At 62.6% G+C, this 25,581-nt stretch carries 23 protein-coding genes and 2 pseudogenes; 16 read left to right on the top strand and 9 right to left on the bottom strand.

The window, feature by feature from the left end; genetic code table 11:
* The first annotated feature begins 37 nt into the window (after window positions 1-37).
* The 7 genes and pseudogenes from AB4048_RS17150 to ligD form a co-directional block, all read left to right on the top strand.
* The gene (locus AB4048_RS17150; RefSeq protein WP_442203190.1) at window positions 38-895 is read left to right on the top strand and encodes a CoA transferase subunit A; all 858 of its coding nucleotides are present in this window, start codon (window positions 38-40) and stop codon (window positions 893-895) included.
* Window positions 896-907: 12 nt separating this feature from the next.
* Window positions 908-1,693 carry a CoA-transferase subunit beta gene (locus AB4048_RS17145; protein ID WP_442203189.1) on the top strand — a complete coding sequence of 262 codons (786 nt, stop codon included), beginning with the start codon at window positions 908-910 and terminating at the stop codon, window positions 1,691-1,693.
* Complete coding sequence (gene pcaF / locus AB4048_RS17140) at window positions 1,694-2,899, top strand: 3-oxoadipyl-CoA thiolase (protein ID WP_442203188.1); 1,206 nt, start codon at window positions 1,694-1,696, stop codon at window positions 2,897-2,899.
* A gap of 149 nt (window positions 2,900-3,048) precedes the next feature.
* Complete coding sequence (locus tag AB4048_RS17135) at window positions 3,049-3,843, top strand: SDR family NAD(P)-dependent oxidoreductase (RefSeq protein WP_442203187.1); 795 nt, start codon at window positions 3,049-3,051, stop codon at window positions 3,841-3,843.
* Between the two features lie 117 nt (window positions 3,844-3,960).
* Window positions 3,961-5,055 (top strand): DNA topoisomerase IB, encoded by a 1,095-nt coding sequence (locus tag AB4048_RS17130; protein ID WP_442203186.1) that lies wholly within the window; start codon window positions 3,961-3,963, stop codon window positions 5,053-5,055.
* A gap of 114 nt (window positions 5,056-5,169) precedes the next feature.
* Window positions 5,170-5,376, top strand: coding sequence for a DUF2188 domain-containing protein (locus AB4048_RS17125; RefSeq protein WP_442203185.1), 207 nt, complete (start codon window positions 5,170-5,172; stop codon window positions 5,374-5,376).
* 25 nt (window positions 5,377-5,401) lie between these two features.
* Window positions 5,402-7,078 (top strand): annotated as a pseudogene (gene ligD, locus AB4048_RS17120) (non-homologous end-joining DNA ligase); the annotation flags it as partial.
* Window positions 7,079-7,087: 9 nt separating this feature from the next.
* Here ligD and AB4048_RS17115 read toward each other — a convergent pair.
* Both AB4048_RS17115 and AB4048_RS17110 read right to left on the bottom strand, forming a co-directional pair.
* Window positions 7,088-7,825, bottom strand: coding sequence for a glutathione S-transferase (locus AB4048_RS17115; protein ID WP_442203184.1), 738 nt, complete (start codon window positions 7,823-7,825; stop codon window positions 7,088-7,090).
* A 204-nt stretch (window positions 7,826-8,029) separates the two neighbouring features.
* Window positions 8,030-8,284: a DUF2934 domain-containing protein gene (locus tag AB4048_RS17110; RefSeq protein WP_442203183.1), complete on the bottom strand. Its 255-nt coding sequence runs from the start codon at window positions 8,282-8,284 to the stop codon at window positions 8,030-8,032.
* 418 nt (window positions 8,285-8,702) lie between these two features.
* Here AB4048_RS17110 and AB4048_RS17105 point away from each other — a divergent pair, with 418 nt between their 5' ends.
* From AB4048_RS17105 to AB4048_RS17070, 8 genes are all read left to right on the top strand, one after another.
* Complete coding sequence (locus tag AB4048_RS17105; RefSeq protein WP_442203182.1) at window positions 8,703-10,166, top strand: phospholipase D-like domain-containing protein; 1,464 nt, start codon at window positions 8,703-8,705, stop codon at window positions 10,164-10,166.
* A 114-nt stretch (window positions 10,167-10,280) separates the two neighbouring features.
* Window positions 10,281-11,126: an endonuclease/exonuclease/phosphatase family protein gene (locus AB4048_RS17100; protein ID WP_442203181.1), complete on the top strand. Its 846-nt coding sequence runs from the start codon at window positions 10,281-10,283 to the stop codon at window positions 11,124-11,126.
* A gap of 175 nt (window positions 11,127-11,301) precedes the next feature.
* Window positions 11,302-12,024, top strand: coding sequence for a FadR/GntR family transcriptional regulator (locus AB4048_RS17095; RefSeq protein ID WP_442203180.1), 723 nt, complete (start codon window positions 11,302-11,304; stop codon window positions 12,022-12,024).
* Complete coding sequence (locus AB4048_RS17090; RefSeq protein ID WP_442203179.1) at window positions 12,021-13,193, top strand: PLP-dependent transferase; 1,173 nt, start codon at window positions 12,021-12,023, stop codon at window positions 13,191-13,193. Before AB4048_RS17095 ends, AB4048_RS17090 begins: the two co-directional genes overlap by 4 nt.
* A gap of 39 nt (window positions 13,194-13,232) precedes the next feature.
* Window positions 13,233-14,492 carry an ABC transporter substrate-binding protein gene (locus AB4048_RS17085; protein WP_442203178.1) on the top strand — a complete coding sequence of 420 codons (1,260 nt, stop codon included), beginning with the start codon at window positions 13,233-13,235 and terminating at the stop codon, window positions 14,490-14,492.
* 172 nt (window positions 14,493-14,664) lie between these two features.
* Window positions 14,665-15,600, top strand: a complete 936-nt coding sequence (locus tag AB4048_RS17080) for a carbohydrate ABC transporter permease (protein WP_442203177.1) — start codon at window positions 14,665-14,667, stop codon at window positions 15,598-15,600.
* Between the two features lie 4 nt (window positions 15,601-15,604).
* Entirely contained in the window at window positions 15,605-16,438 is an 834-nt protein-coding gene (locus tag AB4048_RS17075) for a carbohydrate ABC transporter permease (protein ID WP_442203176.1), read from the top strand.
* Between the two features lie 4 nt (window positions 16,439-16,442).
* Window positions 16,443-17,513 carry an ABC transporter ATP-binding protein gene (locus AB4048_RS17070; RefSeq protein ID WP_442203175.1) on the top strand — a complete coding sequence of 357 codons (1,071 nt, stop codon included), beginning with the start codon at window positions 16,443-16,445 and terminating at the stop codon, window positions 17,511-17,513.
* Between the two features lie 153 nt (window positions 17,514-17,666).
* Here AB4048_RS17070 and glxR read toward each other — a convergent pair whose 3' ends face one another.
* From glxR to gcl, 3 genes and pseudogenes are all read right to left on the bottom strand, one after another.
* Window positions 17,667-18,551, bottom strand: a complete 885-nt coding sequence (glxR, locus tag AB4048_RS17065) for a 2-hydroxy-3-oxopropionate reductase (protein ID WP_442203174.1) — start codon at window positions 18,549-18,551, stop codon at window positions 17,667-17,669.
* Window positions 18,552-18,556: 5 nt separating this feature from the next.
* On the bottom strand, window positions 18,557-19,369 hold the full coding sequence (gene hyi, locus AB4048_RS17060; protein WP_442203173.1) for a hydroxypyruvate isomerase: 813 nt from the start codon (window positions 19,367-19,369) through the stop codon (window positions 18,557-18,559).
* 27 nt (window positions 19,370-19,396) lie between these two features.
* Window positions 19,397-21,182, bottom strand: a pseudogene (gene gcl, locus AB4048_RS17055) (glyoxylate carboligase).
* Between the two features lie 173 nt (window positions 21,183-21,355).
* Here gcl and AB4048_RS17050 point away from each other — a divergent pair.
* Window positions 21,356-22,174, top strand: a complete 819-nt coding sequence (locus AB4048_RS17050) for an IclR family transcriptional regulator (RefSeq protein ID WP_442203172.1) — start codon at window positions 21,356-21,358, stop codon at window positions 22,172-22,174.
* 62 nt (window positions 22,175-22,236) lie between these two features.
* On the opposite strand, the gene AB4048_RS17045 is transcribed toward AB4048_RS17050, so the two are convergent.
* Genes AB4048_RS17045 through AB4048_RS17030 form a run of 4 tightly spaced genes read right to left on the bottom strand, consistent with a single transcriptional unit; the run spans window position 22,237 to window position 25,568 of the window.
* Window positions 22,237-22,953 carry an ABC transporter ATP-binding protein gene (locus tag AB4048_RS17045; protein WP_442203171.1) on the bottom strand — a complete coding sequence of 239 codons (717 nt, stop codon included), beginning with the start codon at window positions 22,951-22,953 and terminating at the stop codon, window positions 22,237-22,239.
* Window positions 22,934-23,698, bottom strand: coding sequence for an ABC transporter ATP-binding protein (locus tag AB4048_RS17040; RefSeq protein ID WP_442203170.1), 765 nt, complete (start codon window positions 23,696-23,698; stop codon window positions 22,934-22,936). The genes AB4048_RS17045 and AB4048_RS17040 overlap by 20 nt, the downstream gene beginning before the upstream one ends.
* Window positions 23,695-24,702, bottom strand: coding sequence for a branched-chain amino acid ABC transporter permease (locus AB4048_RS17035; protein WP_442203169.1), 1,008 nt, complete (start codon window positions 24,700-24,702; stop codon window positions 23,695-23,697). Before AB4048_RS17035 ends, AB4048_RS17040 begins: the two co-directional genes overlap by 4 nt.
* A 2-nt stretch (window positions 24,703-24,704) precedes the next feature.
* Window positions 24,705-25,568 carry a branched-chain amino acid ABC transporter permease gene (locus tag AB4048_RS17030; RefSeq protein ID WP_442203168.1) on the bottom strand — a complete coding sequence of 288 codons (864 nt, stop codon included), beginning with the start codon at window positions 25,566-25,568 and terminating at the stop codon, window positions 24,705-24,707.
* Window positions 25,569-25,581 lie beyond the last annotated feature (13 nt).

Here is a 25,581-nt window from a genome sequence, read left to right as displayed (position 1 = left end):
GGCGTTTGAGGGGCAATCCTATCGGGGGCAAAGGCATATGGCGAAGATCGTACCACTCGCCGAAGCGGTGGCGGACAATGTGAAGGATGGCGACACGGTCGCCATGGAGGGGTTTACCCATCTCATCCCCTATGCAGCGGGGCATGAGGTCATCAGGCAGGGCAAGAAGGATCTCTTCCTGATCCGCATGACGCCCGACATTCTCTACGACCAGCTGATCGGTGTCGGTGCCGCGCGCGGTATGAAATTCTCCTGGGGCGGCAATCCGGGCGTCGGCTCGCTGCACCGCTTCCGTGACGCGGTCGAAAACCAGTGGCCGCAACCGCTCGAAATCGAGGAGCACTCGCACGCCGCGATGGCCAACGCCTATGAGGCGGGTGCCGCGAACCTGCCGTTCGCGGTGTTCCGGGGCTATATCGGCGCAGATCTGCCGAAGGTGAACCCGAACATCCGAACCGTCACCTGCCCCTTCACCGGCGAAGTGCTGGCCGCCGTTCCGGCCATTCGCCCTGATGTCACCATCATCCACGCGCTGAAGGCCGACCGCGCCGGCAACGTACTGCTCGAAGGCATCGTCGGCGTTCAGAAGGAAGCCGTGCTCGCCGCCAAGCGCTCGATCGTCACCGTCGAGGAGATCGTCGACGAGCTGAACCCGCCGTCGCCGAACTCGGTGGTGCTGCCCTCCTGGACCGTGACCGCCGTTGCGCATGTGCCGGGCGGCGCCTTCCCCTCCTACGCCCAAGGCTACTATTCGCGCTCGAACGCTTTCTACATCGCCTGGGACGAAATCGCCCGCGACCGCGACAGCTTCACCGCATGGATCAAGGAAAATGTCCTCGACGCCAGACCTGAGGATTTCGCCAAGCACGCCCAGAAATCCGGCAAGGCGGTTTAAGGAGCAATGACGATGAGCGCTGATTTCACCCCGACCGAAATAATGACCATCGCCGCCTCCCGCGCGCTGACCAACGCCGACGTCTGCTTCGTCGGCATCGGCGCGCCGTCGGCTGCCTGCAACGTCGCGCGCCTCACCCATGCCCCCGACATCACCTTGATCTACGAAAGCGGCACGATCGGCACCAAGCCCGACGTCCTGCCGCTTTCGATCGGCGACGGCGAGCTTTGCGATACGGCACTCTTCACCGTGCCGGTTCCGGAGATGTTCCGCTATTGGCTGCAGGGCGGCCGCATTACGATCGGCTTCCTCGGCGGCGCGCAGATCGACAAGTTCGCCAACCTCAACACCACGGTCGTCGGCCCCTACGACCACCCGAAGGTACGCCTGCCCGGCGGCGGCGGCGCGCCCGAGATCGCCTCGAACTGCGGCCAGATCTACATCACCATGGCCTTGTCGAAGCGCGGCTTCGTCGAGAAGCTGCCCTTCATTACCTCCATGGGCCACGGCGAAGGCGGCAATCACCGCGAGCGCCTCGGCATGAAGACAAAAGGCCCAACCCGCGTTATTACCGACCTCTGCGTTCTCGAGCCCGACCCTGCGACCAAGGAGCTGACGGTCGTCTCGATCCACCCCGGCGTCAGCCGCGAGAAGATCGTCGAGAACTGCGGCTGGCCAATCAAGTTCGCCGATAAGGTGATCGAGACGCCGGCGCCCACAGAAACCGAACTATCCGTGCTGCGCGACATCAACGCGCGCACGAAGCAGGCCCATCAGGGCATCAAGGAGTCCGCATAAATGACCGACGCTTACATCTGCGACTATATCCGCACCCCGATCGGCCGCTTCGGCGGCTCGCTGGCCACCGTGCGCACCGACGACCTCGGCGCAATCCCCCTGAAGGCGCTGATCGCGCGCAATCCGTCGGTCGATTGGGATGCGGTGGATGACGTCATTTTCGGATGCGCCAACCAGGCGGGCGAAGACAACCGCAACGTCGCACGGATGTCGGGCCTCTTGGCAGGCCTGCCGGTCTCGGCTGCAGGCACGACGATGAACCGCCTCTGCGGCTCCGGCATGGACGCGGTCATCACCGCCGCGCGTGCCATCAAGGCCGGCGAGGCCGATCTTCTGATCGCCGGCGGCGTCGAGAGCATGTCGCGCGCACCCTTCGTCATTCCGAAGGCCGAGAGCGCCTTTTCGCGCAGCACGGAAATCCACGACACGACGATCGGCTGGCGCTTCATCAACCCACTGATGAAGAAGCAGTACGGCGTGGATTCCATGCCGGAAACAGGCGAGAACGTTGCGGAAGAGTTCAAGGTTTCCCGCGAGGACCAGGACGCTTTTGCGGTGCGTTCGCAGAACAAGGCCGCCGCCGCGCAGGCTAACGGCCGCCTCGCCAAGGAAATCACGCCGGTGACGATCCCGCAGCGAAAGGGCGACCCGATAGTCGTGGATAAGGACGAGCATCCGCGCGCAACGACCATCGAGGCGCTTGCAAAGCTTGGGACGCCCTTCAAGAAGGAAGGCGGCACCGTGACCGCCGGCAACGCCTCGGGCGTCAACGACGGCGCGACCGCGCTGATTGTCGCCTCGGCGGCGGCAGTGAAGAAATACGGGCTGACGCCCATCGCCCGCGTTCTCGGCGGTGCGGTGGCGGGCGTACCGCCGCGCATCATGGGCATCGGCCCGGCTCCGGCCTCGAAGAAACTGATGGCCCGCCTCGGCATGACGCAGGACCAGTTCGACGTCATCGAACTCAACGAAGCCTTCGCCTCGCAAGGTCTGGCGACGCTGCGGCAGCTCGGCATCGCCGACGACGACGCTCGCGTCAACCGCAACGGCGGCGCAATCGCGCTCGGCCATCCGCTCGGCATGTCCGGCGCACGCATCACCGGCACGGCCGCGCTGGAACTGAAGGAAACGGGCGGTCGCTATTCGCTGTCGACCATGTGCATCGGCGTCGGCCAGGGCATCGCGATTGCGCTCGAGCGCGTCTGAGGCCATTCGCCTCGCGTCAAAGGGAGAGCCGGCCGCGGGATTTTTCCCGCGGCCTGTTTTCGTTCTGCACCCGCGCATTGCTCAGGAACGATCTCGGCTGATATGAGTGATCGCTAAAACCGCCGGCCACTCAGGAGGACATCGCTGCCATGACCGACCTTGCCCAATCGCTTACATCCGTCCGCATTCCCGATCTCGCCGGCAAGGCCGTGCTGATTACCGGCGCCTCCACCGGAATTGGAGCAGCGCTCGCCCGCGCTTTCGCCGCGCAAGGCGCAAAAGTCGCCGTGCATTTCAACGCCAGTCGTGATCCGGCGGAGAAGCTGGCGGAGGAAATCCGGGCAACCGGCGGTACCGTGCATCTCCTCCAGGCGGATGTTTCCAAAGAGGGAGAGACCGAGCGGGCGGTCGAGGAGAGCGCAAAAGCCTTCGGCCACCTCGATGGCCTCATCAACAATGCCGGCGGCATGCTCGGCCGGCTGCCGACCTCGGCGATGACCGACGAGCACTATGAGCGGGTCATGGACCTCAATGCGCGTTCGGTGCTGGCCGCCACCCGCGCGGCCCATCCCTGGCTCAAGAAGCAGGGCGGCTTCATCATCAACACCACTTCGATCGCCGCCCGCAACGGCGGCGGCAACGGCGCGATCCTCTACGCCGCCGCCAAGGGCTTCGTCTCGACCATCACCCACGGCCATGCCAAGGAATTCGTCGCCGACGGGATCCGCGTCAATGCCGTCGCGCCCGGCGTGATCGCGACACCCTTTCATGAGCGCTACACCGATGCCGACCAGCTCGAGCTGCAGCGCAAGACCATCCCGATGGGTTTTGTCGGAACGCCGGAGCACTGCGTCGGCGCCTATCTCTTCCTCGCCTCGCCGACGCTCTCGGGCTACATCACCGGTCAGGTCATCGAGGTGAACGGCGGCCAGCTGATGCCATAGAGCCGCGCGGAACTCTCGCGGCATTCCGACGTTTCCGCATTGTCCTTGACCGGCGGATCGCTATGCACCGTCCACCCTCCGCCCGGTCTTTTCAAAGCGAAAAGCGGAACATTCAGCATGAGCGACATCCCGGTTGCGGACCTTGATCTGATCTACGTTAGCGATACCGAGCCCGGCATCCGCCGTCTGCGAAAGGGCAGGGGCTTTTGCTACAGGCTGCCCGACGGGGCGCCGCTGACCGATGTTCAAACGCGCGAGCGGATATCGAAACTTGGCCTTCCGCCCGCCTATCAAGGCGTCTGGATCTGCTTGAAACCCAACGGCCATATCCAGGCAACCGGCTTCGATGCCCGCGGCCGCAAGCAGTATCGCTACCACAAGGAGTGGCAGTCGTTTCGCAGCGTTGCGAAATTCGACCAGCTCATCGCCTTCGCGCAGGCGCTGCCGCGCATGCGCCGAACGGTCATCCGGCATCTTGACGAGGGACCCGAAAGCATCAACGGCATCCTTGCCGCGCTCGCCACGCTTCTCGACGAGGCGCACCTGCGCGTCGGCAATCGCGCCTATGCCGAGCAGAATGGCAGCTTCGGCGCAACGACGCTGCTTAAACGCCACCTGAAGCTCGCCGACGGACGTATCGAGCTGCATTTCATCGCCAAGGGAGGCAAGCGCGTCCGCAGGAGCCTGCGTCACCCGCGTCTGCAACGGATTCTGGAAGAGATCGCCGACCTGCCCGGCCGGCAGCTGTTCGTCTGCAGGGATGAGGGCGGCGTGCTGCGGCCGATCGATTCAAGCCGGCTCAACGCCTACTTGGCTGCTATCAGCGGCATCGATGTCTCGGCAAAGACCTTTCGCACCTGGGCGGGCAGCCTAGCCGCATTTTCGTCGGCGCGCGCGGCCATCGGAGCCGAACGGCGACCGACGATCCGCGAGATGTCGGAGGCAGCAGCGGCCGTCCTGCACAACACGCCGGCAATATGCCGCTCCAGCTATATTCACCCGGCGATACTGGCATTGGCGGATAAAGACTGTCCGTTGAAGCCGCTGGAAAACGGATCTTCGGGAGAACCGTTGCGCGGCCTGCGCGCCGACGAGAACCGGCTTCTAGACTTCCTCGTTCAGATGAGAACGAATGCCTCGGCAGCCGAAAGGCGGACCGCTCGCCCGCACTATCCGACCAATGCCACGAGGGCCGGCGCTGCCGCACAATAGGGGCCTACGATCCCCGGAACCATTCGCTTCTAAGAAAGTTAGAGATCTGCGCGAACACCTGCGGTCGGTCGCAGCGGAACGGGTTTCGAGGGCAAGGCGTCGAGGAGACGGCACATGACCTATATCACCTACGAAATCGTTCGACATGACGGCGGCTGGGCCTACAGGGTCGGCGGGACCTGGTCCGAGCCCTACGCGTCGCGGGCAGATGCCGTCGAGAGCGCGCGCAGCGCCATGGCACGCCAGCAGGTTGATGACAGCGACATCGATCTGCGCGAAGCCGCCGCCTTCTCGATCGGCCGATCCGCCGCTCACGGTTGAGCGATCCAGGCATAGGACGGAACTCATGCCACTTTCGACCTATCACTCAAAACGCAATTTCGCCGAAACGCCGGAGCCGAGGGGCAGGGCGGCGCGGGGAGAGGGATCGCGATTCGTCGTCCAGAAGCACGACGCCACGCGGCTGCACTACGATTTCCGGCTGGAGATGGACGGCGTCCTGAAAAGCTGGGCGGTGACGCGCGGCCCGAGCCTCGATCCTGAGGAGAAGCGACTTGCGGTCCATGTCGAGGATCATCCGCTCGACTACGGCGACTTCGAAGGGAACATTCCCAAGGGACAGTACGGCGGCGGAACGGTGCTCGTCTGGGATCGCGGCACGTGGAAGCCGATTGGCGATGCCCGCAAAGGCTATGCAAAGGGTCGGCTCGATTTCGAGCTGGAAGGCGAGAAATTGCGCGGCCGCTGGCATCTCGTGCGCATGGCCGGGCATGGTGACGAGAAGGCGGACAACTGGCTTCTGATAAAGGGTGACGACACGCACGCCCGGCGCGACGGCACGGATATTCTGAAGGAAGAGCCGCGCTCGGCAAAGACCGGCCGCAGCCTCGAAGAGGTCGCTGCGGCTCCCGAGGAGATATGGAAGCCGAAAAAGCCGAAAGCGGCGGAAACGGTTCGACAGGTCCGCCAGCCCCAGCGCTCCAAAAATCAGAAGAGCCGTGCGTGATCAGGACCGCCACCGAAAAAGGCTCGGTTTCCGGCTCCGCCACGAGGTGGTAACCTCCGGCACACCGAAAAGCGACCGCCGGAAGACAGAGACGGGATCGGGACAAGAATGCAGCAAGAACTGACCGCAAGCGCGCCGAAGGTGACTGTTCCCTTGACGCATCCGGACAGGATCTATTGGCCGGACGAAGGGATCACGAAGGAGGCGCTTGCCAATTACTACGCCAAGGTCTGGCGCTTCATGGCGCCCTTCGTCGTCAACCGGCCGCTGGCGCTGCTGCGTTGCCCAGATGGCATCGACGGGCCGCGCTTCTTCCAAAAGCATGCATGGAAGGGTCTCAACACCCATATCGGCGAGATTGCCGATCCGAAGGACAAGGGCGGCGAAAAGCTGCTCCGGATCATGGACTTCGACGGCTTGACCGCCCTCGTCCAGTCGGCCGTGCTCGAAATCCACCCCTGGGGAACGACGACCGAGCATTGGGAACGCCCTGATATGTTGACCATGGACCTCGACCCGGCCGAGGACGTTTCCTGGCAGGCGACGATTGCGGCTGCCAGCGAATTGCGGGACCGTTTCGCCGCCGTCAACCTTGCCTCCTTCGTCAAGACCTCCGGCGGCAAGGGCCTCCACATCGTGGTGCCGTTGCGGCCCAAGGCCTCCTGGACGCAGGTCAAGGCGTTTGCAAAAGCAGTCGGCGACGGAATGAGTGCCGACAGCCCAGACAAATACCTGACGACAGCCACCAAGGCCAAGCGAACCGGCAAGATCTTCATCGACTACCTGCGCAACGGCCGCGGCAACACCGCGGTTGCGGCCTATTCGACGCGGGCACGAAAGGGAGCCGCGGTCTCGATGCCGCTTGCCTGGGACGAACTTACCGGTGAAATCGGGCCGGGCCATTTCACCATCAGCAATACGGCCGCGCGTCTTGAGACGCTTGCCCGCGATCCATGGCAAGATTTTTTCGAAGCCGCCGAGCCGCTTGCCGTGACCAAGCCGAGAAAGGCGCGGTGAGAGGCAAGATTATGCGGGGTCCTTGTCGAGCTCCGGATAGTGACGGAAAACGCCGTCCTCATTGAAGGCAAGCCGGCGCTCGGATTTGAGATAGCGGGCGATGTTCGGGCGAGCCGCCACCCGGTCGCGCAGCGCGACAAGGCCTGGATAGGAACCTTGAAACTCGCTCGTCGCCCGCGGGAAAGCATAGCGCAGACCCTCGATCACCTGGAAGAGCGAGAGGTCTACATAGCTCAGCCTGTCGCCGACGATGTGATCCTTGCTGCGGGGGTTGCGCGTCAGCACGCGCTCGAAATAGTCGAGAAATTTCGTCATGCGGTTATCGATGAATTCCGACGCGCGGGCCTTGGCTGGCTCCTTCTGCTCTTCGTAATATTGCGACACCGCGATCGGGTGATGCGTGTCATGCACCTCCGCGACGAAGTCGGTGATCGTCAGCTGGAGACCGTTCGCGATGTACCGCAGGCCTTCGTTTTCGGGCGCGAGGTCCAGCTTCGGTCCGAGATAGAACAGGATATTGGCGACGTGCGGGACGATCAGATCGCCGTCTCTCAGAAACGGCGGCGCGAAGGGAACATGCGGCTCGGAGCCGCTGTCGAGTACGGACATCATCGCGCGCGTTCCCATGCCTTCCCGGGACGGTCCCCGGCAAATGTCCACATAGTCCGCGCCTGCTTCCTCGAGCGCCAGGCGAATGAACTCGCCGCGCCCCTGGATGCCCTGCCAATAATAGAGTTTGTAAGTCATACCCTCTCCCGACCAGTCAAAGCCTATCTACAGTGTGGTGAAAATCCTTGCGTCGCACATTCCCGAACCCGCGCCGCATCGCCTTCGTAATCGATTGCTCCATTCAACCCGCCGCGCCTTGCATGGTTCCTCAACTCGAATAGAAACGACCCGCTGCTTGGGGCAGCGAGCCATCTGAAACAACCGATGGTGAACCTGAAGGCGTCAGGCCTTCGGCGCAGCCGACTTGCGCGATGTCGCCTTGGGGGCAGGGGTTGCGGCGCCGTTGCTCGCTGCGGCAGTCGTCTTGCGTTTGGCTTTCGGCTTCACCTCGATGCCATCAGCAACAGTCTTTTCCGTCGCCACGCGTTCCTTGCTGGCCTGTTCCCAATGGGCGGCATCGCGGCCTTGCGGAAAACCTTCCTCCTCCCAGATCGCATAGGCGCGTTTCTTGATCCATTCGTCGCGGGATTCCGTCATCACTGATCTCCGTTCGCATTGCTGACTAGAGTTAGGCCGGGCAGAATGCCGAACGCTTCTAGAAGCTGCGGCGCACTGCACGGCTGGTGAGACAACTGCCCATCTCATGCGGGCTTTTTCCTTGGGCGATTTTCGAAAGCTGGCTCCGGGTTCGAGCCACGGAGGACGTCCTCCAGATGTACTCCTGCGGCCGTTGTGTCCTTGCAATCTCCCCTCCGCCGAGGGACTTGCGGGGCAACGTGCATAGCCACTATGAGCCGGGACGAGGGCTCGTTCAATTAAAAATCACATATCCGTCGCAACCGCGTGGCATCCTCATCCTGACTTAGCCAGGCGGCGGTAGCGGGCGGCATCCGCTGCAATCAAAGCTCGATAGAGGGCGGATTGCACGTTTCGCAAGCAAAGATATACTTCGCCCATGGTTCATTTCATCGCCACCTACTGGCCGCATATGCTCGCCGTCCTATCCATCGCGATGGGTGCGACCGCCGCAATCCATGCGGCAATGACCAAAGAGGAGGTACGCGCCGCCATCGGCTGGGTCGGCGTCATCATCCTGTCGCCGATCGTCGGTGCGTTGCTCTACGCGGTCGCCGGCATCAACCGCATACGCCGGGCGTCCATCAGTTCGCAGCGAAGCGCCTTTTTTCAGAAGGATGCCTTCGGCGAACTGACCACCTTCGATACCGACGGCGGGACGGTCGCAGCGCAGTTCGGCGGCCGTTTCCGGGCGATGAAGACACTGGGCGACCGTGTCGCCTCCCATCCGCTGACCAGCGGAAACACCATCGAGCGGCTCGAAACCGGCGACGCCGCCTACGCGGCGATGAAAGCCGCGATCGACGGGGCCAACCGCAGTGTCATCCTCGAAACCTATATATTCGACCGCGACCCGATCGGCCTCAGGATAGCCGATGCGCTGATTGAAGCGGCGCGCCGCGGCGTCGAGGTTCGTGTGTTGATCGATGCTGTCGGCGCCCGCTACTCCGTTCCGAGCATCATGGGGTACCTGACCGAGGGCGGCGTCAAGGTCGATGTCTTCAATGGCTTCGTGATCATGGGCCTCCGGCTGCCCTATGCGAACCTGCGCACGCACCGCAAGATCCTCGTGGTCGACGGCCGCATCGCCTTCACCGGCGGCATGAATATTCGCCAGGGGTTCACGCGGGAATTCGCAGCCGACGATTGCGCCCGCGACACGCACTTCCTGATAACGGGGCCGGCCGTCGCCGATCTTTTCAACACGGCCGCCGCCGATTGGCGGTTCGCGGCGGAAGAAGCCCTGAAGGGAGAAGCCTGGAGCATTGCCACGCCGCTCAACGAGCCCGGCGCTCCCGTCATGATGCGCGTCATCACCTCCGGTCCGGACCGCAGTCTGGAGACGAACCATAAGATGCTGATGGGTGCATTTTCGGTGGCGCGCAGCTCCATCCGTATCATGTCGCCCTATTTCCTGCCGGACCGCGAGTTGATCAGCGCCTTGGTCACGGCGGCGCGGCGGGGGGTGGAGGTGGATATCGTCGTTCCCGCCGCCAACAATCTGAAGCTCGTCGACCACGCCATGACGGCGCAGTTCGACCAGATGCTGAAGAACTACTGCCGTATCTGGCGCGCGAGCGGCGCCTTCAACCATTCCAAGCTCATGGTGATCGACGGCACCTGGGCCTATGTCGGCTCCTCGAACCTCGATCCTCGGTCCCTCCGGCTGAATTTCGAAGTGGACCTGGAAGTAATGGACCGCGGCTTCGCCGCCTCCCTGGAGGCTCACATCGATGCAGTGCTGGAACAGGCTAAGCCTGTGCATCTGAGGGCGCTTCAAGCGCGACCCTTTGCCGTTCGCCTCGTTGAAAAGGTGCTGTGGCTCGGCTCGCCCTATCTTTGAATGCCGCCACCATGCCGCAATTGCCATGGCAAGATCGGAGAGACACCCTATAGTTCAGCAGGTGGATTTGGATTTCCGGCACCCGCCAGCCAATCAGCCAAGATCGGGAGAGCGATGCAAAAAAAGAGTGGCAGCCTTAGCGCCAACATCGTCGAATCCATAAGGACCCGAAGGAAGAGAAAGAACGGGGGGAGCCACGCCGAACATCGAGCGCGGCCCGAAGGCACGCTGATCGCCTCCTACAACGTCCACAAATGCGTTGGCGCCGATCGCCGCTTCGACCCGGAGCGCACCCTGCGCGTGATCCACGAAATCGACGCCGACATCATGGCGCTGCAAGAGGCGGACAGCCGCTTCGGCGAGCGCACCGGCCTGCTCGATCTGCCACGCCTCGAGCGCGAGACGGGGCTGACGCCGGTGCCGATATCAGGTACGTCCAAAGCTCACGGCTGGCACGGCAACGTCGTCCTCTTCAAGCAGGGTACGATCCGCGAGGTCCATCAGATCAATCTGCCGGGGCTCGAGCCGCGAGGCGCTCTGGTGGCGGAAATCGAGCTTTCGCGGGGCGGCGTGCTTCGCATCATTGCCGCGCATTTCGGGCTGTTGCGCCGATCTCGGGCGCAGCAGGCGCGGATGATCGTCGACCTCATGAGCAGCCGCGATGAAACGCCGACGATCCTGCTTGGCGATTTCAACGAATGGCGGCTCGGCAATCGCTCGTCGCTCAATACCTTCCATTCCGCCTTCGGCCAGCAACCGCCTGCAGTTCCGAGCTTCCCCGCGACCCTGCCGATCCTGGCGCTCGACCGCATCATGGCCAATCGCGGCGGACTGATCTCCACCGTCGCCGTCCACGATACCCCGCTTGCCCGCATCGCCTCGGATCACCTGCCGATCAAGACCACTTTGACACTGGACGGCGTGAAGGGCATCGCCGGGGCCTCCGCCGAGGCCGTCTAGCACGCGCAGTTTGAAACGAGTGACGGTTAACGCGCGCATCGTGCTCGGGAGATCAGCACCCCCGTCGTAAATTTGAATGTGAATGGCGCAGGAGGATCGGCGCTTGACAGCGGTCGTCGGGCATTTAATGCTAGGATGTCAGACCAATTCCAGCGGACGTCGTTCGCATAAAATAATGGGGAACATGGCGGACAGCAGACCGATGATCATGCCGTTGCCGGCAGTCGATCGCGCCCGTCAGGTGACGGAAGCGCTGGCGACCTACGTGCAGCAGGCGCAACTCAAGGCAGGCGACCGGTTGCCGGCCGAGCGCCAATTGATGGCGGCGCTTGCGGTGGGGCGCTCGACGATCCGTGAGTCCATCCGCCATTTCCAGGCACTCGGCGTCATCGAGACCCGCAAGGGAAGCGGCACCTATCTTTTGAAGCCGGTCACGTCGGCGACCATCCATATGCCGCTCTCGTTCGATCCCGCCCATCTTCGCGAGGCGCTCTTGCAGACACTGGAAGTGCGCCGCGGGATCGAGACCGAAGCAAGCATGGTCGCTGCCCGCAGGCGCACCGCCGAAGACCTCGTCGAGATCGAGGCGCGGCTGGAGGATATGGAACGCGCCCATCATGCGCGCGGCAGCTCCGGCCCGGAAGATCTCGCCTTCCATCTCGCCGTCTACGACGCCACGCACAATCCGCTCTTTCGCCAGCTTCTCGAACAGATGCGCGACGCCTTCGAGCGCTTCTGGGAGCATCCCTTCGACCGGCAGGATTTCGCCCGCCGTTCCTTTCCGTTCCACCGCACGCTTTTCGACGCGATCGCTGCCAAAGACCCGCAAGCGGCCCAGCGCGAGACGTTGAAAATTCTCGATATCGTCGAAGAAGACATCAAGGAAATGTCCAAATGAACAACGGCTCCGATCCGTTCGATCTTGCTTCCCTCATCGTTGCTCACGACGAAGGCAACGCCTTCGAGGCAGTGGTGCCGCCGATCGTGCAGACATCGCTCTTCACCTTCTCGGACTACGACGACATGATCGCTTCCTATCGCGGCGAGAAGGTCCGGCCGATCTACACGCGGGGCCTCAATCCGACGGTGCGGATGTTCGAGGAGATGCTCGCCAAGCTTGAGGGCGGCGAGGACGCGATCGGCTTTGCGAGCGGCATGGCGGCGATCTCGTCCGCGGTCTTGAGCTTCGTCGAGCCCGGCGACCGCATCGTGGCTGTCAAGCACGTCTACCCCGACGCCTTCCGCCTGTTCGGCACGATCCTCAAGCGCATGAAGGTCGAGGTGACCTATGTCGACGGCCGCGACGAGGAAGCCATCGCCAAGGCCTTGCCGGGGGCCAAGCTGTTCTACATGGAAAGCCCGACGAGCTGGGTCATGGACGCCCATGACGTCGGCGCGCTTGCGGCGATAGCCAAGACCCATGGCGTGCTGACGATGATCGACAACAGCTGGGCAAGCCCGATCTTCCAGCGGCCGCTGTCGCTCGGCGTCGATCTCGTCATCCATTCCGCCTCGAAGTATCTGGGCGGCCACAGCGACGTCGTCGCCGGCATCGTCACCGGCTCGAAGGAACTGATCGGCCGTATCCGTGCCGAGGCCTACCCATATCTCGGCGGCAAGCTGTCGCCCTTCGATGCCTGGCTGTTGATCCGCGGCTTGCGCACCTTGCCGATCCGCATGAAGGCGCACGAGGCGTCAGCGCTGACGGTCGCCAGGCGTCTGCAGGACCTCGATATCGTCGAGGCTGTGTGCCATCCCGGCCTCGCCAACCGCCTGCCGGCGGGCCTTACCGGCACCTCGGGGCTGTTTTCCTTCATTTTCCGCGAGGGGGTCGACGTGCGCACGTTCGCCGACCACCTGAAGCTCTTCAAGCTCGGCGTCAGCTGGGGTGGCCACGAGAGCCTGATCGTTCCGGGCGAGGTGGTGCTGCAGCAGAAAGCCCAACCGAATTCCGCGCATGCCTTCGGCATCCATCCGCGGTCCGTGCGTCTCCATGTCGGCCTCGAGGGAACAGAGGCTCTTTGGAACGATATCGAACAGGCCATCGCCGTCGCGTCGGTGTCCTGACCGAAAGCCTACCAAATCAAATAAAGAGGAGGAACTAGCATGAAAAAACTTCTGACTGCCGCCTTGTTCGCCACGCTGATGTCGGGCACGGCGTTTGCCGATACGACGCTCAAGCTCGTCGAAGTGATCACCAGCCCTGAGCGTACCGAAACCCTGAAGTCGATCGTCGGCAAATTCGAAGCCGCCAATCCGGGCACGATGGTCGACATCATCTCGTTACCGTGGAACGAGGCGTTCCAGAAATTTGCGACCATGGTCTCTGCCGGCGATGTCCCCGACGTGATGGAAATGCCCGACACCTGGCTGTCGCTCTATGGCAACAACGGCATGATCGAGAGTCTGGAGCCCTATCTGGCGAAGTGGGAGCACACGCCGGAACTGACGGAGCGCGCGCTCGAGCTCGGCCGGGACGTCAAGAACACCGCCTATATGCTGCCCTATGGCTTCTACCTGCGTGCGATGTTCTATAACAAGAAGCTGCTCAAGGAAGCCGGTGTTTCCGAGCCGCCGAAGACGCTCGACGATTTCGTCGCCGCCTCGGAAAAGATCTCCAAGCTGCCGGGCAAGTACGGCTATTGCATGCGCGGCGGACCGGGCGGCCTCAACGGCTGGATGATCTTCGCAGCCTCCATGGCCGGCTCCAACAAGTACTTCAACGACGACGGCACCTCGACGATGAACAGCCCCGGCTGGGCCAAGGGCATCTCCTGGATGGTCGATCTCTACAAGAAGGGGCTGGCGCCGAAGGACAGCGTCAACTGGGGCTTCAACGAAGTGGTCGCCGGCTTCTATAGCGGCACCTGCGCCTTCCTCGACCAAGACCCGGACGCCTTGATCGCGATCGCCGAACGCATGAACAAGGACGATTTCGGCGTCATGCCGCTGCCGAAGGGTCCGGACGGAAAGTCCTTCCCGACCATCGGCTACGGCGGTTGGTCGATGATGTCGACGAGCCAGAACAAGGATCTCTCCTGGAAGCTGATCGCAACCCTCGAAAGCCCTGAAGGCAACATCGAGTGGAACAAGCGCATCGGCGCGCTGCCGGCCTATAAGGCGGCGGAGAAGGATCCGTTCTACGCCGGCGATCAATTCAAGGGCTGGTTCCAGGAATTGGCCGACAAGGACACGGTCCCGACCGTCATGCCGACCTACCTCGAGGAGTTCGCCTACTTCAAGGATTCGCTGGCGATCAAGACCTCGCAGCAGGCCATGCTCGGCGACATCTCCGCCGAGGAGCTCGCCAACCAGTGGGCTGACTACATGACCAAGGCTCAGCAGAAGTTCCTGGCCAAGAAGTAAGCCGGGAAGGGGCGCGGTTCATGCGCGCCCCTCATCCGACCGTTCGGTCTCGGCATAGACTTCTCCCCAACCGGGAGAAGTCGCCGGCATGCGGGAAAGGGGGACGCCAGACCTCCACCGCTGATAGCTCCGAGAAATCCTAACTGCGCATTATGATGGAAGCCGCACTGAGATGACCCTGACCGCCGACCCGCTCGATATGCGCCGCGACCGCCGGCCCTGGCGACAGCGCGCCGCCGATGCCTCCGGCCCCTATCTCTACAGCGCACCCTCGCTGATCCTGATCGTCGCGGTCATGCTGGTTCCGCTGGTGCTCGGCATCTCCTACGCGTTTCGCGATATACAATTGCTCAACCCGTTTTCGGGCGGCTTCATAGGGCTTGATCACTTTCGCGAGCTGGCAAGCGACAAGGCCTTCTACGGCGCTCTGCGCAACACGCTGTGGTGGACCGGTGCCTCGGTGTTCTTCCAGTTCATCTTCGGCCTGATCCTGGCGTTGCTGCTCGATAAGCCCTTCTACGGGCGAGGTTTGGTGCAGGCGCTGGTGTTTCTTCCTTGGGCCGTTCCCTCGTTTCTGGCCGGCCTCAACTGGGCCTGGCTGTTCAATCCGGTGGTCGGCCCCATTCCGCACTGGCTTTATGCGCTCGGACTGATGAGCGAGCCCGGCAACATCCTCTCCGACCCGCATTATGCGATGTGGGGGCCGATCGTTGCCAATGTCTGGTGGGGCATTCCGTTCTTCGCCATCACGCTACTCGCGGCGCTGCAGGCTATACCGCGCGATCTCTATGAGGCCGCGAGCATCGACGGCGCCGGCCCTTTCCAGCGTTTCCGTTCGATAACCCTGCCGTTCCTCGCGCCGACGATCGCCATCACCGTGCTGCTGCGCACCGTCTGGATCGCCAACTTCGCCGACCTCATCGTCGTCATGACAAACGGCGGGCCCGCGGATCGCACGCAGATCGTCGCGAGCTACATCTTCACCCAGGCCTTCAAGCGGCTCGATTTCGGCTATGCCTCCGCGATCGCGCTCGTGCTGCTTTTGATGCTGCTCGTCTATTCCATGCTGATCATCCTGCTGCGGCAGACGCTCCTAAACAAGGATTGAGCCCATGAGAGCAAGAACCGCGGCTTTCACGCTCGCTCACCGGCTGGCCCTGCTCGTCTACATCGTCTTCGCGCTGTTTCCGCTGTTCTGGCTGCTCAAGGTCGCGGTCACGCCGAACGACCTGCTCTACACGGAAGGCGTGCGGCTTTGGCCGTCGCATGCGACGCTTGAGCATTTCAGCTTCGTGCTGCGTCACAGCGCCTTTCCGACCTTCTTCCGCAACAGCCTGATCGTCTCGGCGGCAACGGCCGTGACCGTGACCGTTTGCGCCTCGCTCTCGGGCTATGCGCTGTCGCGCTTCACCTTCCGGGCCAAATACTGGATCGTGGGGTTGATGCTTCTGACACAGATGTTCCCGTTGGTCATGCTGGTTGCGCCGATCTTCAAGATTCTCTCGCCGCTGCATCTGACGAACAGCCTGACGGGCCTCGTGATCGTCTACACTGCCTTCAACGTGCCATTCGCCACCTTCCTGATGCAGTCCTTCTTCGACGGCATTCCGAAGGATCTCGAGGAGGCGGCGATGATCGACGGCGCGACACAGTTCGTAGCCTTCCGCCAGATCATCTTGCCGCTGACACTGCCGGGGATCGCAGCGACGCTCGGCTTCGTCTTCACCGCGGCCTGGAGCGAGCTGCTCTTCGCGCTGATGCTGATCTCAGGCAACGACGCAGCGACCTTCCCGGTTGGGCTGTTGACCTTCGTGTCGAAATTCTCGGTCGACTTCGGACAGATGATGGCCGCCGGCGTTATGGCGCTGATCCCCGCCGGCGTCTTCTTCCTGCTCATCCAACGCTATCTCGTGCAAGGCCTGACGGCCGGCGCGGTCAAGGGCTAGAACAATGGCATCCATCGACATTCGCAACATCAAGAAGACCTACGGCAAGGTGCCGGTGCTGCATGGTGTCGATCTCGACATCAAGGACGGCGAATTCATCGTGCTCGTCGGCCCTTCGGGATGCGGGAAATCGACGCTTCTGAGGATGATCGCGGGCCTCGAAGAGGTCACCGACGGCGAGATTCGCATCGCCGGCATCCGCGTCAACGAGCGTGCACCGAAGGATCGCGACATTGCCATGGTGTTCCAGTCCTACGCGCTCTATCCGCATATGAGTGTCGCCGACAACATGAGCTACAGCCTGCGCCTCAAGAAGACGCCACGGGAGCGGATCGCAAGCGCCGTGGCGAGTGCCGCGTCGAAACTCGGCCTCGATCCGCTGATGGAACGCCGCCCGAAGGCGCTTTCCGGTGGCCAGCGCCAGCGCGTCGCCATGGGCCGCGCCATCGTGCGCCAGCCGAAGGCCTTTCTCTTTGATGAACCTCTCTCCAACCTCGACGCCCGTCTGCGTGAACAGATGCGCGCCGAGATCAAGAAATTGCACGCCGACCTCAAGGCGACATCGATCTATGTGACCCACGACCAGATCGAGGCGATGACGCTGGCGGATCGGATCGTTGCCATGCACGGCGGGGTGGTCCAGCAGGTCGGCACGCCGCTCGAACTCTACGACCGCCCCGCAAACCTCTTCGTCGCCGGCTTCATCGGTTCTCCCGGCATGAACTTCCTAGATGCACGCTACGAGACCGCCCCTAGCGGCATCGGCATCCGCCTGAGGGACGGCACGCTGATATCGATTGCACAGCCCATGCCGCTTGCAACCGATGCCGCGGTGACGCTCGGCATCCGGCCGGAGCACGTGGTCATGACGAGGGACGGTAGCGGCATGAACGCGACAGTGGAGCTGATCGAGCCGACGGGCTTCGGCATCATCCTGCATCTGAGCCTGCATGGACTGCCGTTCAAGATCTTCACGCTCGACCGCGACGCGCTGAAGGCGGGCCCCTCCGTCAACGTCGCCTTTCCGGCGCAATACCTCCACGTCTTCGACGGCGAAGGCAATCGAGTAAGCTAGAGTGGTCCTTGCCACGCCGCCTCAAAAGCACGAGCCAGCTGTGCCGCACCCTTGCCGGCACCGACGACGACTGTGCGTCCCTCCTGCCGCCCGGGTACATGATCACTCGATGGATGGATGCTTCCGCCCTTGGATCATGCGTATCTTTGACGATCAGGCGACTTGATGGTTCGCCATTCGCTCAAGCGCGCGCACGAGGCCCGAATGATCAAGGCCGGCGTCCCCATGGGCGGCGCAGCTGTTGAAGAGTTCCTGGGTGGTTGCGGTGTTCGGCAGCGAAATGCCGAGACTTTTTGCCCCTTGGAGCGCCAGGTTAAGATCCTTCTGGTGCAACGAGATCCGAAAGCCCGGCTCGAAGGTTCGCTTAATCATGCGCTCGCCATGAACCTCGAGAATCCGTGAGGAAGCGAAGCCGCCCATGAGCGCCTCCCGCACCCGCGCCGGATCGGCCCCCGCCTTTGAGGCAAAGACCAGTGCTTCCGAGACTGCCTCGATGGTGAGCGCCACGATGATCTGGTTGGCAACCTTCGTTACCTGGCCAGCGCCGCAGTCGCCGACGAGTGTGATATTCTTCCCCATCAACTGGAAAAGCGGCAGGGCACGCTCGAAGGACGCCTGGGAGCCACCCGCCATAATACTGAGTGTCGCGTTCCTTGCGCCGACCTGGCCGCCGGAAACAGGTGCGTCGATGTACTCGGCCCCGGTTTCGCGGACTTTTTTCGCGAATTCCTTCGTCTCGATCGGCGAGATCGAACTCATGTCGATGACGAGCTTGCCTTTGGCGAGGCCGCAGTAGACGCCATTTTCGCCAAAGAGCACGTCCTCTACCTGGGGCGTATCAGGCAGCATCAGGATGATCGTGTCCACCGTCTCGGCAAGCGCTTTCGGCGTCTCGACGAGTTCAAGGCCGTGCTCGACGAGCTCCTGATGCGGGGGGCGGACGAATTTCGAGGTGATGACAGTATGGCCAGCATCCTGAAGGTGGCGCGCCATTGGCATGCCCATAATGCCCAATCCAATGAAACCGATGGATGCCATCGCCCTTAGCTCCTGATCTTTATGATGTCTGCGGACTGGCGGCGCGCGCGTTCGACGCCGAGCCAGCCGAGTCCCTCAGCGGTGGTTGCGCGCGGCTTGTATTCGCAACCGATCCAGCCGTCGTAGCCGGCCGTCCGCAACGCGTCGAAGACGAAGGGGTAATTGATCTCGCCGGTGCCCGGTTCGTGGCGGCCGGGATTGTCGGCGAGCTGGACATGGGCGATGCGGGCGCTATGGCGTTGGTACGTGCCGATCAGCTCGCCCTCAGTCCGCTGCTGGTGATAGAGATCGTACTGGATGAAGAGGTTGCCGCTACCGACTTCGTCGATGATCGAGGATGCCTGTTCGACGGTATTCAGATAAAAGTTCGGGATGTCGAAGCGGTTTATCGGCTCAATCAAAAGGCGGATGCCGCTTTTGCCGAGTTCTGCGGACGCGAACTTGAGGTTCGCAACGAGCGTCGCGCGCAGCACTTTGTCCGCCACGCCGTCCGGCGCGATGCCGACCAAGCAGTTGACCTGGTTGCAGTCGAGAGCGTTCGCGTAGTCGATTGCGCTCGCGACGCCACGACGGAATTCGTCGATCCGGTCCGGGAAGATAGCGATTCCGCGCTCCCCTCGCGCCCAGTCGCCGGCCGGCAGGTTATGTAGCACCTGAACGAGGCGGTTGCGATCGAGGGCCGCGCGAAGCGCCGTCTTCTCGAATTCGTAAGGGAAGAGATATTCTACTCCCTCGAATCCCGCCTTGGCGGCGAGCGCAAAGCGATCGAGGAACGGCACCTCGTTGAACAGCATAGTCAGGTTTGCCGCAAATCTCATGCGGTTACTCCTTCGCTAGTAGTCGCTTCAATTGATCAAGGCGGCGATCGCGGTCGGTGCGTCCTCGTGACCTTCGGCAAGTTCCTCGAACTCGATGACCGCGTTGATGTCGGCACCCATGGCGATATTGGTGACACGTTCGAGGATGAACTCGATAACGACCGGCACCTGGTGCTCCTCCATCAAGGCCCGCGCCCGATCGAAGGCATCGTCACACTCATCGGGGCTCCTGACGCGGATCGCTTTGCAGCCGAGGCCCTCGGCGACGGCTACATGGTCGACGCCGTAACCCTTTTCCGCGTCGCCAGAGGCGTTGATGTTGTCGAAGGCGAGGCTGACTTCGAAGTCCATGTCGAAGCCGCGCTGGGCCTGGCGGATAAGCCCGAGATAGGAGTTGTTCACGACTACATGGAGATAGGGTAGCTTATGCTGCGCTCCGACAGCCAATTCCTCGATCAGGAACTGGAAGTCATAGTCCCCTGAAAGTGCGACAATCGTCCGGGTGGGGTCTGCGGCGCGCACGCCGAGCGCTGCCGGCAACGTCCAGCCGAGCGGGCCGGCCTGGCCGCAATTAATCCAGTTGCGCGGCCGATAGACATGCAGGAATTGTGCGCCGGCGATCTGGCTGAGACCGATCGTCGAAACGTAGCAGGTGTCGCGGCCGAAGGCCTTGTTCATCTCCTCGTAGACGCGTTGGGGCTTGAGCGGCGTCTGTTCGAAATGGGTCTTGCGTAGCAACGTTCGCTTGCGATCGCGGCATTCTTCTGCCCAGCCTGACCAGTCACGGAGCTTGCCGGCCGCCTTCCATTCGGTGGCGACATCGAGGAAAAGCTTCAGCGCGGCGCCCGCGTCCGAGACAATGCCGAAATCGGGTGCGAAGACGCGGCCGATCTGCGTCGGCTCAATGTCAACATGGATAAACTTTCGCCCTTCCGTGTAGGTCGGAATGTTGCCGGTATGACGGTTGGCCCAGCGGTTGCCGATACCGAAGACGAAATCGGACGCAAGAAGCGTCGCATTGCCGTAGCGATGCGACGTTTGCAGCCCGCACATACCAGCCATCAACGGGTGGTCGTCCGGGATCGTGCCCCAGCCCATCAATGTCGGGATGACCGGAACGCCGGTGATCTCGGCGAATTCGATCAGGAGATCTGACGCTTCCGCATTGATGATGCCTCCGCCAGCTACGATCAGTGGCCGTTCCGCCGCATTTAGCATTGCGATTGCCTTTTCGGCTTGCGCGCGGGTTGCGACTGGCTTGTAGGGCGCAAGCGGCGCATAGGTCGCCGGATCAAACTCGATTTCGGCCATTTGGACGTCGACCGGTAGGTCGATGAGGACGGGTCCGGGCCGGCCAGAGCGCATTAGATGAAACGCCTTCTGGAAGACGAAGGGCACCAGTGCCGGCTCCATGACCGTGACCGCCCATTTGGTGACGGGGGCCGCGATCTTGGTGATGTCGACTGCTTGGAAGTCCTCCTTGTCGAGCCGGGCGCGCGGCGCCTGACCTGGTGATGCACAGGATCGGGATCGAATCGGCCGAGGCCGAATAGAGGCCGGTGATCATGTCGGTACCGGCCGGGCCCGACGTGCCGATACAAACGCCGATATTGCCGGCCTTTGCTCTCGTATAACCCTCGGCCATGTGGGACGCGCCCTCGACATGGCGGGCGAGAATGTGGCGCACGGAACCGCGGCCCTTCAGGGCCGAATAAAACGGATTGATGGCGGCCCCCGGGACGCCGAAGGCGCAATCGACACCCTCCTTCTCCAGCACCAGAACCGCTGCATCGACAGCTCGCATTTTTGCCATGGGTCGTTCCTCCTATTTCTGGAAATGTAATCCATGGATGCCATGTGTCAACAATAAAATGGAAATGATTTCTATAAAGTGGAAATTGCTGACAACGTTTCTAAAAGCTACTGGCCAAGGCGGGCTATGGCCGCTATGGCATATAGCTAGGGAAATCCGGAGGTTGCGCAGTCGTGGAGCAGACAAAAGGCAAAAGAGGCCGCAAGCCGGGGGCTAATTCTTCGACTTCCTCCGTCCAGGTATTGGACAGGAGTCTCGCGCTCTTCAGCCTATTGGCGCAGCGGGACGGCGCGACATTAACGGACTTGACGGATCAAACCGGCCTTGCGCCTTCAACGATCCACCGCCTTTTAACCTCGCTCGCCAGTCACGGCATGGTCGCCCATGATCCGGATACAGGCGAATGGACAATCGGGGTTAAAGCCTTCGAAATTGGGAACGCTTTCTTGCGCTTCCGCAAGCTCGGTACGATCAGCCGTCCTTTCCTGAAGCGGCTGATGGACGAGAGCGGCGAGACCGCCAATATCGGCATCGAGGATGACGGCGACGTGGTTTTCATCTCGCAGGTGGAAAGCCACGCTCCGATGCGGGCGTTCTTCCGTCCGGGCCGCCGGGGGGCGATCCACGCCTCCGGTATCGGCAAGGCGATCCTTGCGACATGGTCCGACACGGAAATCGCCAAGTTGCTTGCCAGCAAGACGCTAACGCACTTTACCGAACGCACCCTCGATACGCTGCCGTCGCTGATCAAGAACATCCAAGAGATCCGCAACCGGGGTTGGTCCGTCGATGACGAGGAACATACGCTCGGCATGCGCTGCATTGCCGCCCCGCTTTTCAATGAATATGGCGAGGCGATTGGCGGTATATCGGTATCCGGGCCGACGGTCAGGATCGATGATAAGAGGTTGAAGATACTGGGACCCGTTGTGCGCCGGACGGCCGACGAATTGACGCGCGCTGTCGGCGGCCATCGGCCGGAAGAAAGCTGAGCGCCAGTCCGGCCGCGCGACAGCGTCCAAGAAATGGAGCACCGGGGGGTGTTAAGTCTAGTCTAGTGCAGCCCGCCGACGCCGAGCAGTCGCTCGACGCTATCGTGATCCTTGGCCAGCGCTTGCGGCGTGCCGGACCAGGCGAGCCTGCCGCGCTCCAGCACGATGACGTGATCGGCGAAGTCGAGCGCGCTCTGTATGCGCTGCTCGACCAAGAGGATGGTCATGTCGCCGGTCTTTGCCAGTTCGGCGAAGGCAGCCATCAACTCTTCGCAGATGACGGGGGCAAGCCCTTCCAGCGGCTCATCGAGCAGCAACACCGAAGGCTGGCCGAGAATGGTGCGGGCGGTCGAAAGCATCTGCTGTTCGCCGCCGGAAAGCTGCGTGCCGAGGTTCCGACGGCGCTCCTTCAGGCGGGGGAACATGCTGTAGGCTTCCTCCAGCGCGGTCTTCGGTCGACCCTTCAGGCCGACGAACAGGTTTTCCTCGACCGTCAGCGTCGGGAAGATGTCGCGCGTCTGCGGCACGTAGCCGAGACCCTGATGCGCGCGACCCGCGCTGGAAAGACCGGTGACGTCGGTATCGCCGAGCCGGACCCTGCCGTCGTAGCGTCGGGTCTGGCCGGCGAGCGTTGCTAGCAGCGTCGTCTTGCCCATGCCGTTGCGTCCGAGGACCGCGAGCCGGGCGCCCGCCGGAACGGTGAACGTGATGCCTTCGAGAACCCGTGTCGGGCCGTAGCCGGCCGACAGGTTTTCAACCTCAAGCGGCGTGGCCGGCATTGGCATAGCTCCCCAGATAAGCTTCGCGGACGCGAACGTCCTTGGTGACATCCGACGGCGCGCCGTCGAAAATGATCGCGCCGGCCGCAAGCACGACGACGCGCTTGGCGAAGCGAAAAACCAGATCCATGTCGTGCTCGATCATCAGGACCGCGAGATCGGCCGGCAGTTCGCCAAGGGCCTGCTCGATCCGCGCTGTATCGCTTTGCGGCACGCCGGCGGCGGGCTCGTCGAGCAAGAGCACTTTCGGCTTGAGCGCCATCGCCACGGCGATTTCAAGCAGCCGCTGTTGACCGTAGGCGATCTCGCGCACCTTACGGTGCATAAGCGCGCCAAGGCCGAGCGTCTCCAGAAGGTGGCTGGCTTCCGCCATCACGTCGGGCATTTTCAGGAAATTGCCGAACATCCGCCCAGATCGCCCGGAGCGCTGCAGGATCGCCAGCGCGACATGCTCCGCCGACGTCATGTCCAGGAAAAGTCGGGTGACCTGGAAGGAGCGCACCAGCCCGCGCCTGACGCGGCCGATCGCATCCAATTTGGTCACATCCTCGCCGCTGAGTTTCACGACGCCCGAATCCGGCCGCAGATTGCCGGTGACGAGGTTGACGAAGGTCGTCTTCCCGGCGCCGTTCGGGCCGATCAACGCGACCCGGTCCCCCGGCGCCATCGACAGGGACACGTCGTTGGTGACGGTCAGGCCGCCGAACGCCTTTTTCAGGTGCCTGACTTCGAAAACGGCGCTCATGGGCGATCCTCCATGCGGCGCGCGGCATAGGCAGCCGCCGTTCCATAGATGCCCTTTGGCGCAAACAGCACGACGGCGATCAGGAGCAGGCCGAGTATGGTCAGCCAGTGAAAGGGGTTCGCCGCCGAGACGTAGTCCTCGAACAGCATGAAGATGACGGTGCCGGTGAGGGCGCCGAAGAGCGAGCCGGTACCACCGAGCACCAGCATGACAAGTGCTTCGGCCGACTGCGTGAAGGATAGGCTGTCGAGGCCGACCACTTGGGTCGAAAGGGCGTTCAGCGCGCCGCCGACACCGGCCACGGCGCCCGAGATGACGTACATCTTCATGAGCGCCGCCTTGGGCGAAGCGCCCATGGCGCGGATGCGCAAAGGATCCTCCTTGATGCCCCGGCAGAGCATGCCGAAGGGTGAGCGGACGAGAAGCCGCAAGAGCACGAAGACGATCAGGACGAGCCCGACGCCGAGGAAATAGGCGGTGTGGCCGTAGAGATCGAACTCGAAGGCGCCGAACAGCGGTCCCGTGGTCATGCCCGACAAGCCGTCGCTGCCGCCGGTCCAGTCCGAAGCCTTGTTGGCAAATTCGTGGAAGAGATAGACGAGGGCGATCGACAGCACCAGCTGCGGCAGGCCGTGCGCTCTCAGTATGATCACGCCGCAGAGGAGGCCGGCGGCCGCGCCGCCGACGATGCCGCAGGCGACCATCGCGAGCGGATCGGTAACGCCATAATGCGCCGAGGCGATGCCGGCGGCATAGGCCCCGGCGCCAAAGAGGGCGGCATGGCCGAGCGTGGCCACACCGCAATAACCGGTAACGAGATCAAGCGACAGGACGAGAAGTGCCATCGCAAGGATGCGGGTAAGAAGCGCGAGATTGTCGGGGAACAAGAGATACCCGATCCCCGCAAGGACGAGAATTGCAACGATGCCGGCGAAATCCCGCGCAAGCGAATGGCGCTGCTTGGAGGTGGCGACAAGGGTCTCGGGAGTAGCGGTGAGTGCCATGATCACTTTGCCCTTGCGGCGAGCCCGCGCGGAAACACGCAGATGATTGCGATGACGGCGAGATAGAAGAAGAATTCGCCATATTCCGGCATGAGATATCGGCCGGCCGTATCTATGCCGCCGAGCAGCAGGCAGGCGATGAGCGCGCCGGGGATGGAACCTGTGCCGCCAACGGAGACAACGACGAGAAAGGTGACCATGTAGCGCAGCGCGTAGTAGGGTTCGACCGGCAGCAACTCGGCCCCGACCACGCCCCCGAAGGCCGCAAGGCCGACCGCGACCGCGAACGAGACGGCATAGACAATCTCCGTCCGCACGCCGAGCGCTGCAGCCATCGCGGAATTGTCGACGGAGGCGCGCAGCTTGACGCCGAAAGAGGTGCGCTCGATGACAAACCAGAGGCCGAGCGCGACGATGAGACCGCACAGGATCGCAAAGGCGCGCTGCGTGCCGATCGTGCGGAAGCCCAGATCTATCGACCCTTGCAGGGCGGGCGGCAGCGGGATGGTTTTAAGCGTCGGGCCGAAGACGTAGTTGGCAATACCGATGATGCAGAATGTGATGCCGATGGTCATCAGAACCTGGGTCAGTTCAGGCGCGCCATAGATGCGGCGGTATAGCAGGCGCTCCAGCGGTATCGCGATGATCACCGTGCCGACGACTGCAAGCAGCACGGCTGCGGCGTAACCGAGGCCCAGATCGCGGGCGGCGTAGGAGGCAATATAGCCGCCGATCATCGCAAATGCGCCGTGGGCGAGGTTGGTCACCCGCATCAGCCCCATCGTGACCGAAAGCCCGATGGAGATGACGAAAAGCACCATGCCATAGGCGAGCGCATCCACCGCTATGCTCAAGACTGTCTGCATCGGCTGTTCCGAT

This window comes from Rhizobium sp. RAF56 (genome assembly GCF_052113965.1).
GTDB lineage: Bacteria > Pseudomonadota > Alphaproteobacteria > Rhizobiales > Rhizobiaceae > Rhizobium.
This window is presented reverse-complemented; position numbering and strand designations above follow the sequence as displayed.

Bases quoted from the DNA above. Each gene is read 5' to 3' on its own strand.
- AB4048_RS17150 (WP_442203190.1), top strand. From the start codon at position 38: ATGGCGAAGATCGTACCACTCGCCGAAGCGGTGGCGGACAATGTGAAG.
- AB4048_RS17145 (WP_442203189.1), top strand. From the start codon at position 908: ATGAGCGCTGATTTCACCCCGACCGAAATAATGACCATCGCCGCCTCC.
- pcaF (WP_442203188.1), top strand. From the start codon at position 1,694: ATGACCGACGCTTACATCTGCGACTATATCCGCACCCCGATCGGCCGC.
- AB4048_RS17135 (WP_442203187.1), top strand. From the start codon at position 3,049: ATGACCGACCTTGCCCAATCGCTTACATCCGTCCGCATTCCCGATCTC.
- AB4048_RS17130 (WP_442203186.1), top strand. From the start codon at position 3,961: ATGAGCGACATCCCGGTTGCGGACCTTGATCTGATCTACGTTAGCGAT.
- AB4048_RS17125 (WP_442203185.1), top strand. From the start codon at position 5,170: ATGACCTATATCACCTACGAAATCGTTCGACATGACGGCGGCTGGGCC.
- AB4048_RS17115 (WP_442203184.1), bottom strand. From the start codon at position 7,825: ATGACTTACAAACTCTATTATTGGCAGGGCATCCAGGGGCGCGGCGAG.
- AB4048_RS17110 (WP_442203183.1), bottom strand. From the start codon at position 8,284: ATGACGGAATCCCGCGACGAATGGATCAAGAAACGCGCCTATGCGATC.
- AB4048_RS17105 (WP_442203182.1), top strand. From the start codon at position 8,703: ATGGTTCATTTCATCGCCACCTACTGGCCGCATATGCTCGCCGTCCTA.
- AB4048_RS17100 (WP_442203181.1), top strand. From the start codon at position 10,281: ATGCAAAAAAAGAGTGGCAGCCTTAGCGCCAACATCGTCGAATCCATA.
- AB4048_RS17095 (WP_442203180.1), top strand. From the start codon at position 11,302: ATGGGGAACATGGCGGACAGCAGACCGATGATCATGCCGTTGCCGGCA.
- AB4048_RS17090 (WP_442203179.1), top strand. From the start codon at position 12,021: ATGAACAACGGCTCCGATCCGTTCGATCTTGCTTCCCTCATCGTTGCT.
- AB4048_RS17085 (WP_442203178.1), top strand. From the start codon at position 13,233: ATGAAAAAACTTCTGACTGCCGCCTTGTTCGCCACGCTGATGTCGGGC.
- AB4048_RS17080 (WP_442203177.1), top strand. From the start codon at position 14,665: ATGACCCTGACCGCCGACCCGCTCGATATGCGCCGCGACCGCCGGCCC.
- AB4048_RS17075 (WP_442203176.1), top strand. From the start codon at position 15,605: ATGAGAGCAAGAACCGCGGCTTTCACGCTCGCTCACCGGCTGGCCCTG.
- AB4048_RS17070 (WP_442203175.1), top strand. From the start codon at position 16,443: ATGGCATCCATCGACATTCGCAACATCAAGAAGACCTACGGCAAGGTG.
- glxR (WP_442203174.1), bottom strand. From the start codon at position 18,551: ATGGCATCCATCGGTTTCATTGGATTGGGCATTATGGGCATGCCAATG.
- hyi (WP_442203173.1), bottom strand. From the start codon at position 19,369: ATGAGATTTGCGGCAAACCTGACTATGCTGTTCAACGAGGTGCCGTTC.
- AB4048_RS17045 (WP_442203171.1), bottom strand. From the start codon at position 22,953: ATGCCGGCCACGCCGCTTGAGGTTGAAAACCTGTCGGCCGGCTACGGC.
- AB4048_RS17040 (WP_442203170.1), bottom strand. From the start codon at position 23,698: ATGAGCGCCGTTTTCGAAGTCAGGCACCTGAAAAAGGCGTTCGGCGGC.
- AB4048_RS17035 (WP_442203169.1), bottom strand. From the start codon at position 24,702: ATGGCACTCACCGCTACTCCCGAGACCCTTGTCGCCACCTCCAAGCAG.
- AB4048_RS17030 (WP_442203168.1), bottom strand. From the start codon at position 25,568: ATGCAGACAGTCTTGAGCATAGCGGTGGATGCGCTCGCCTATGGCATG.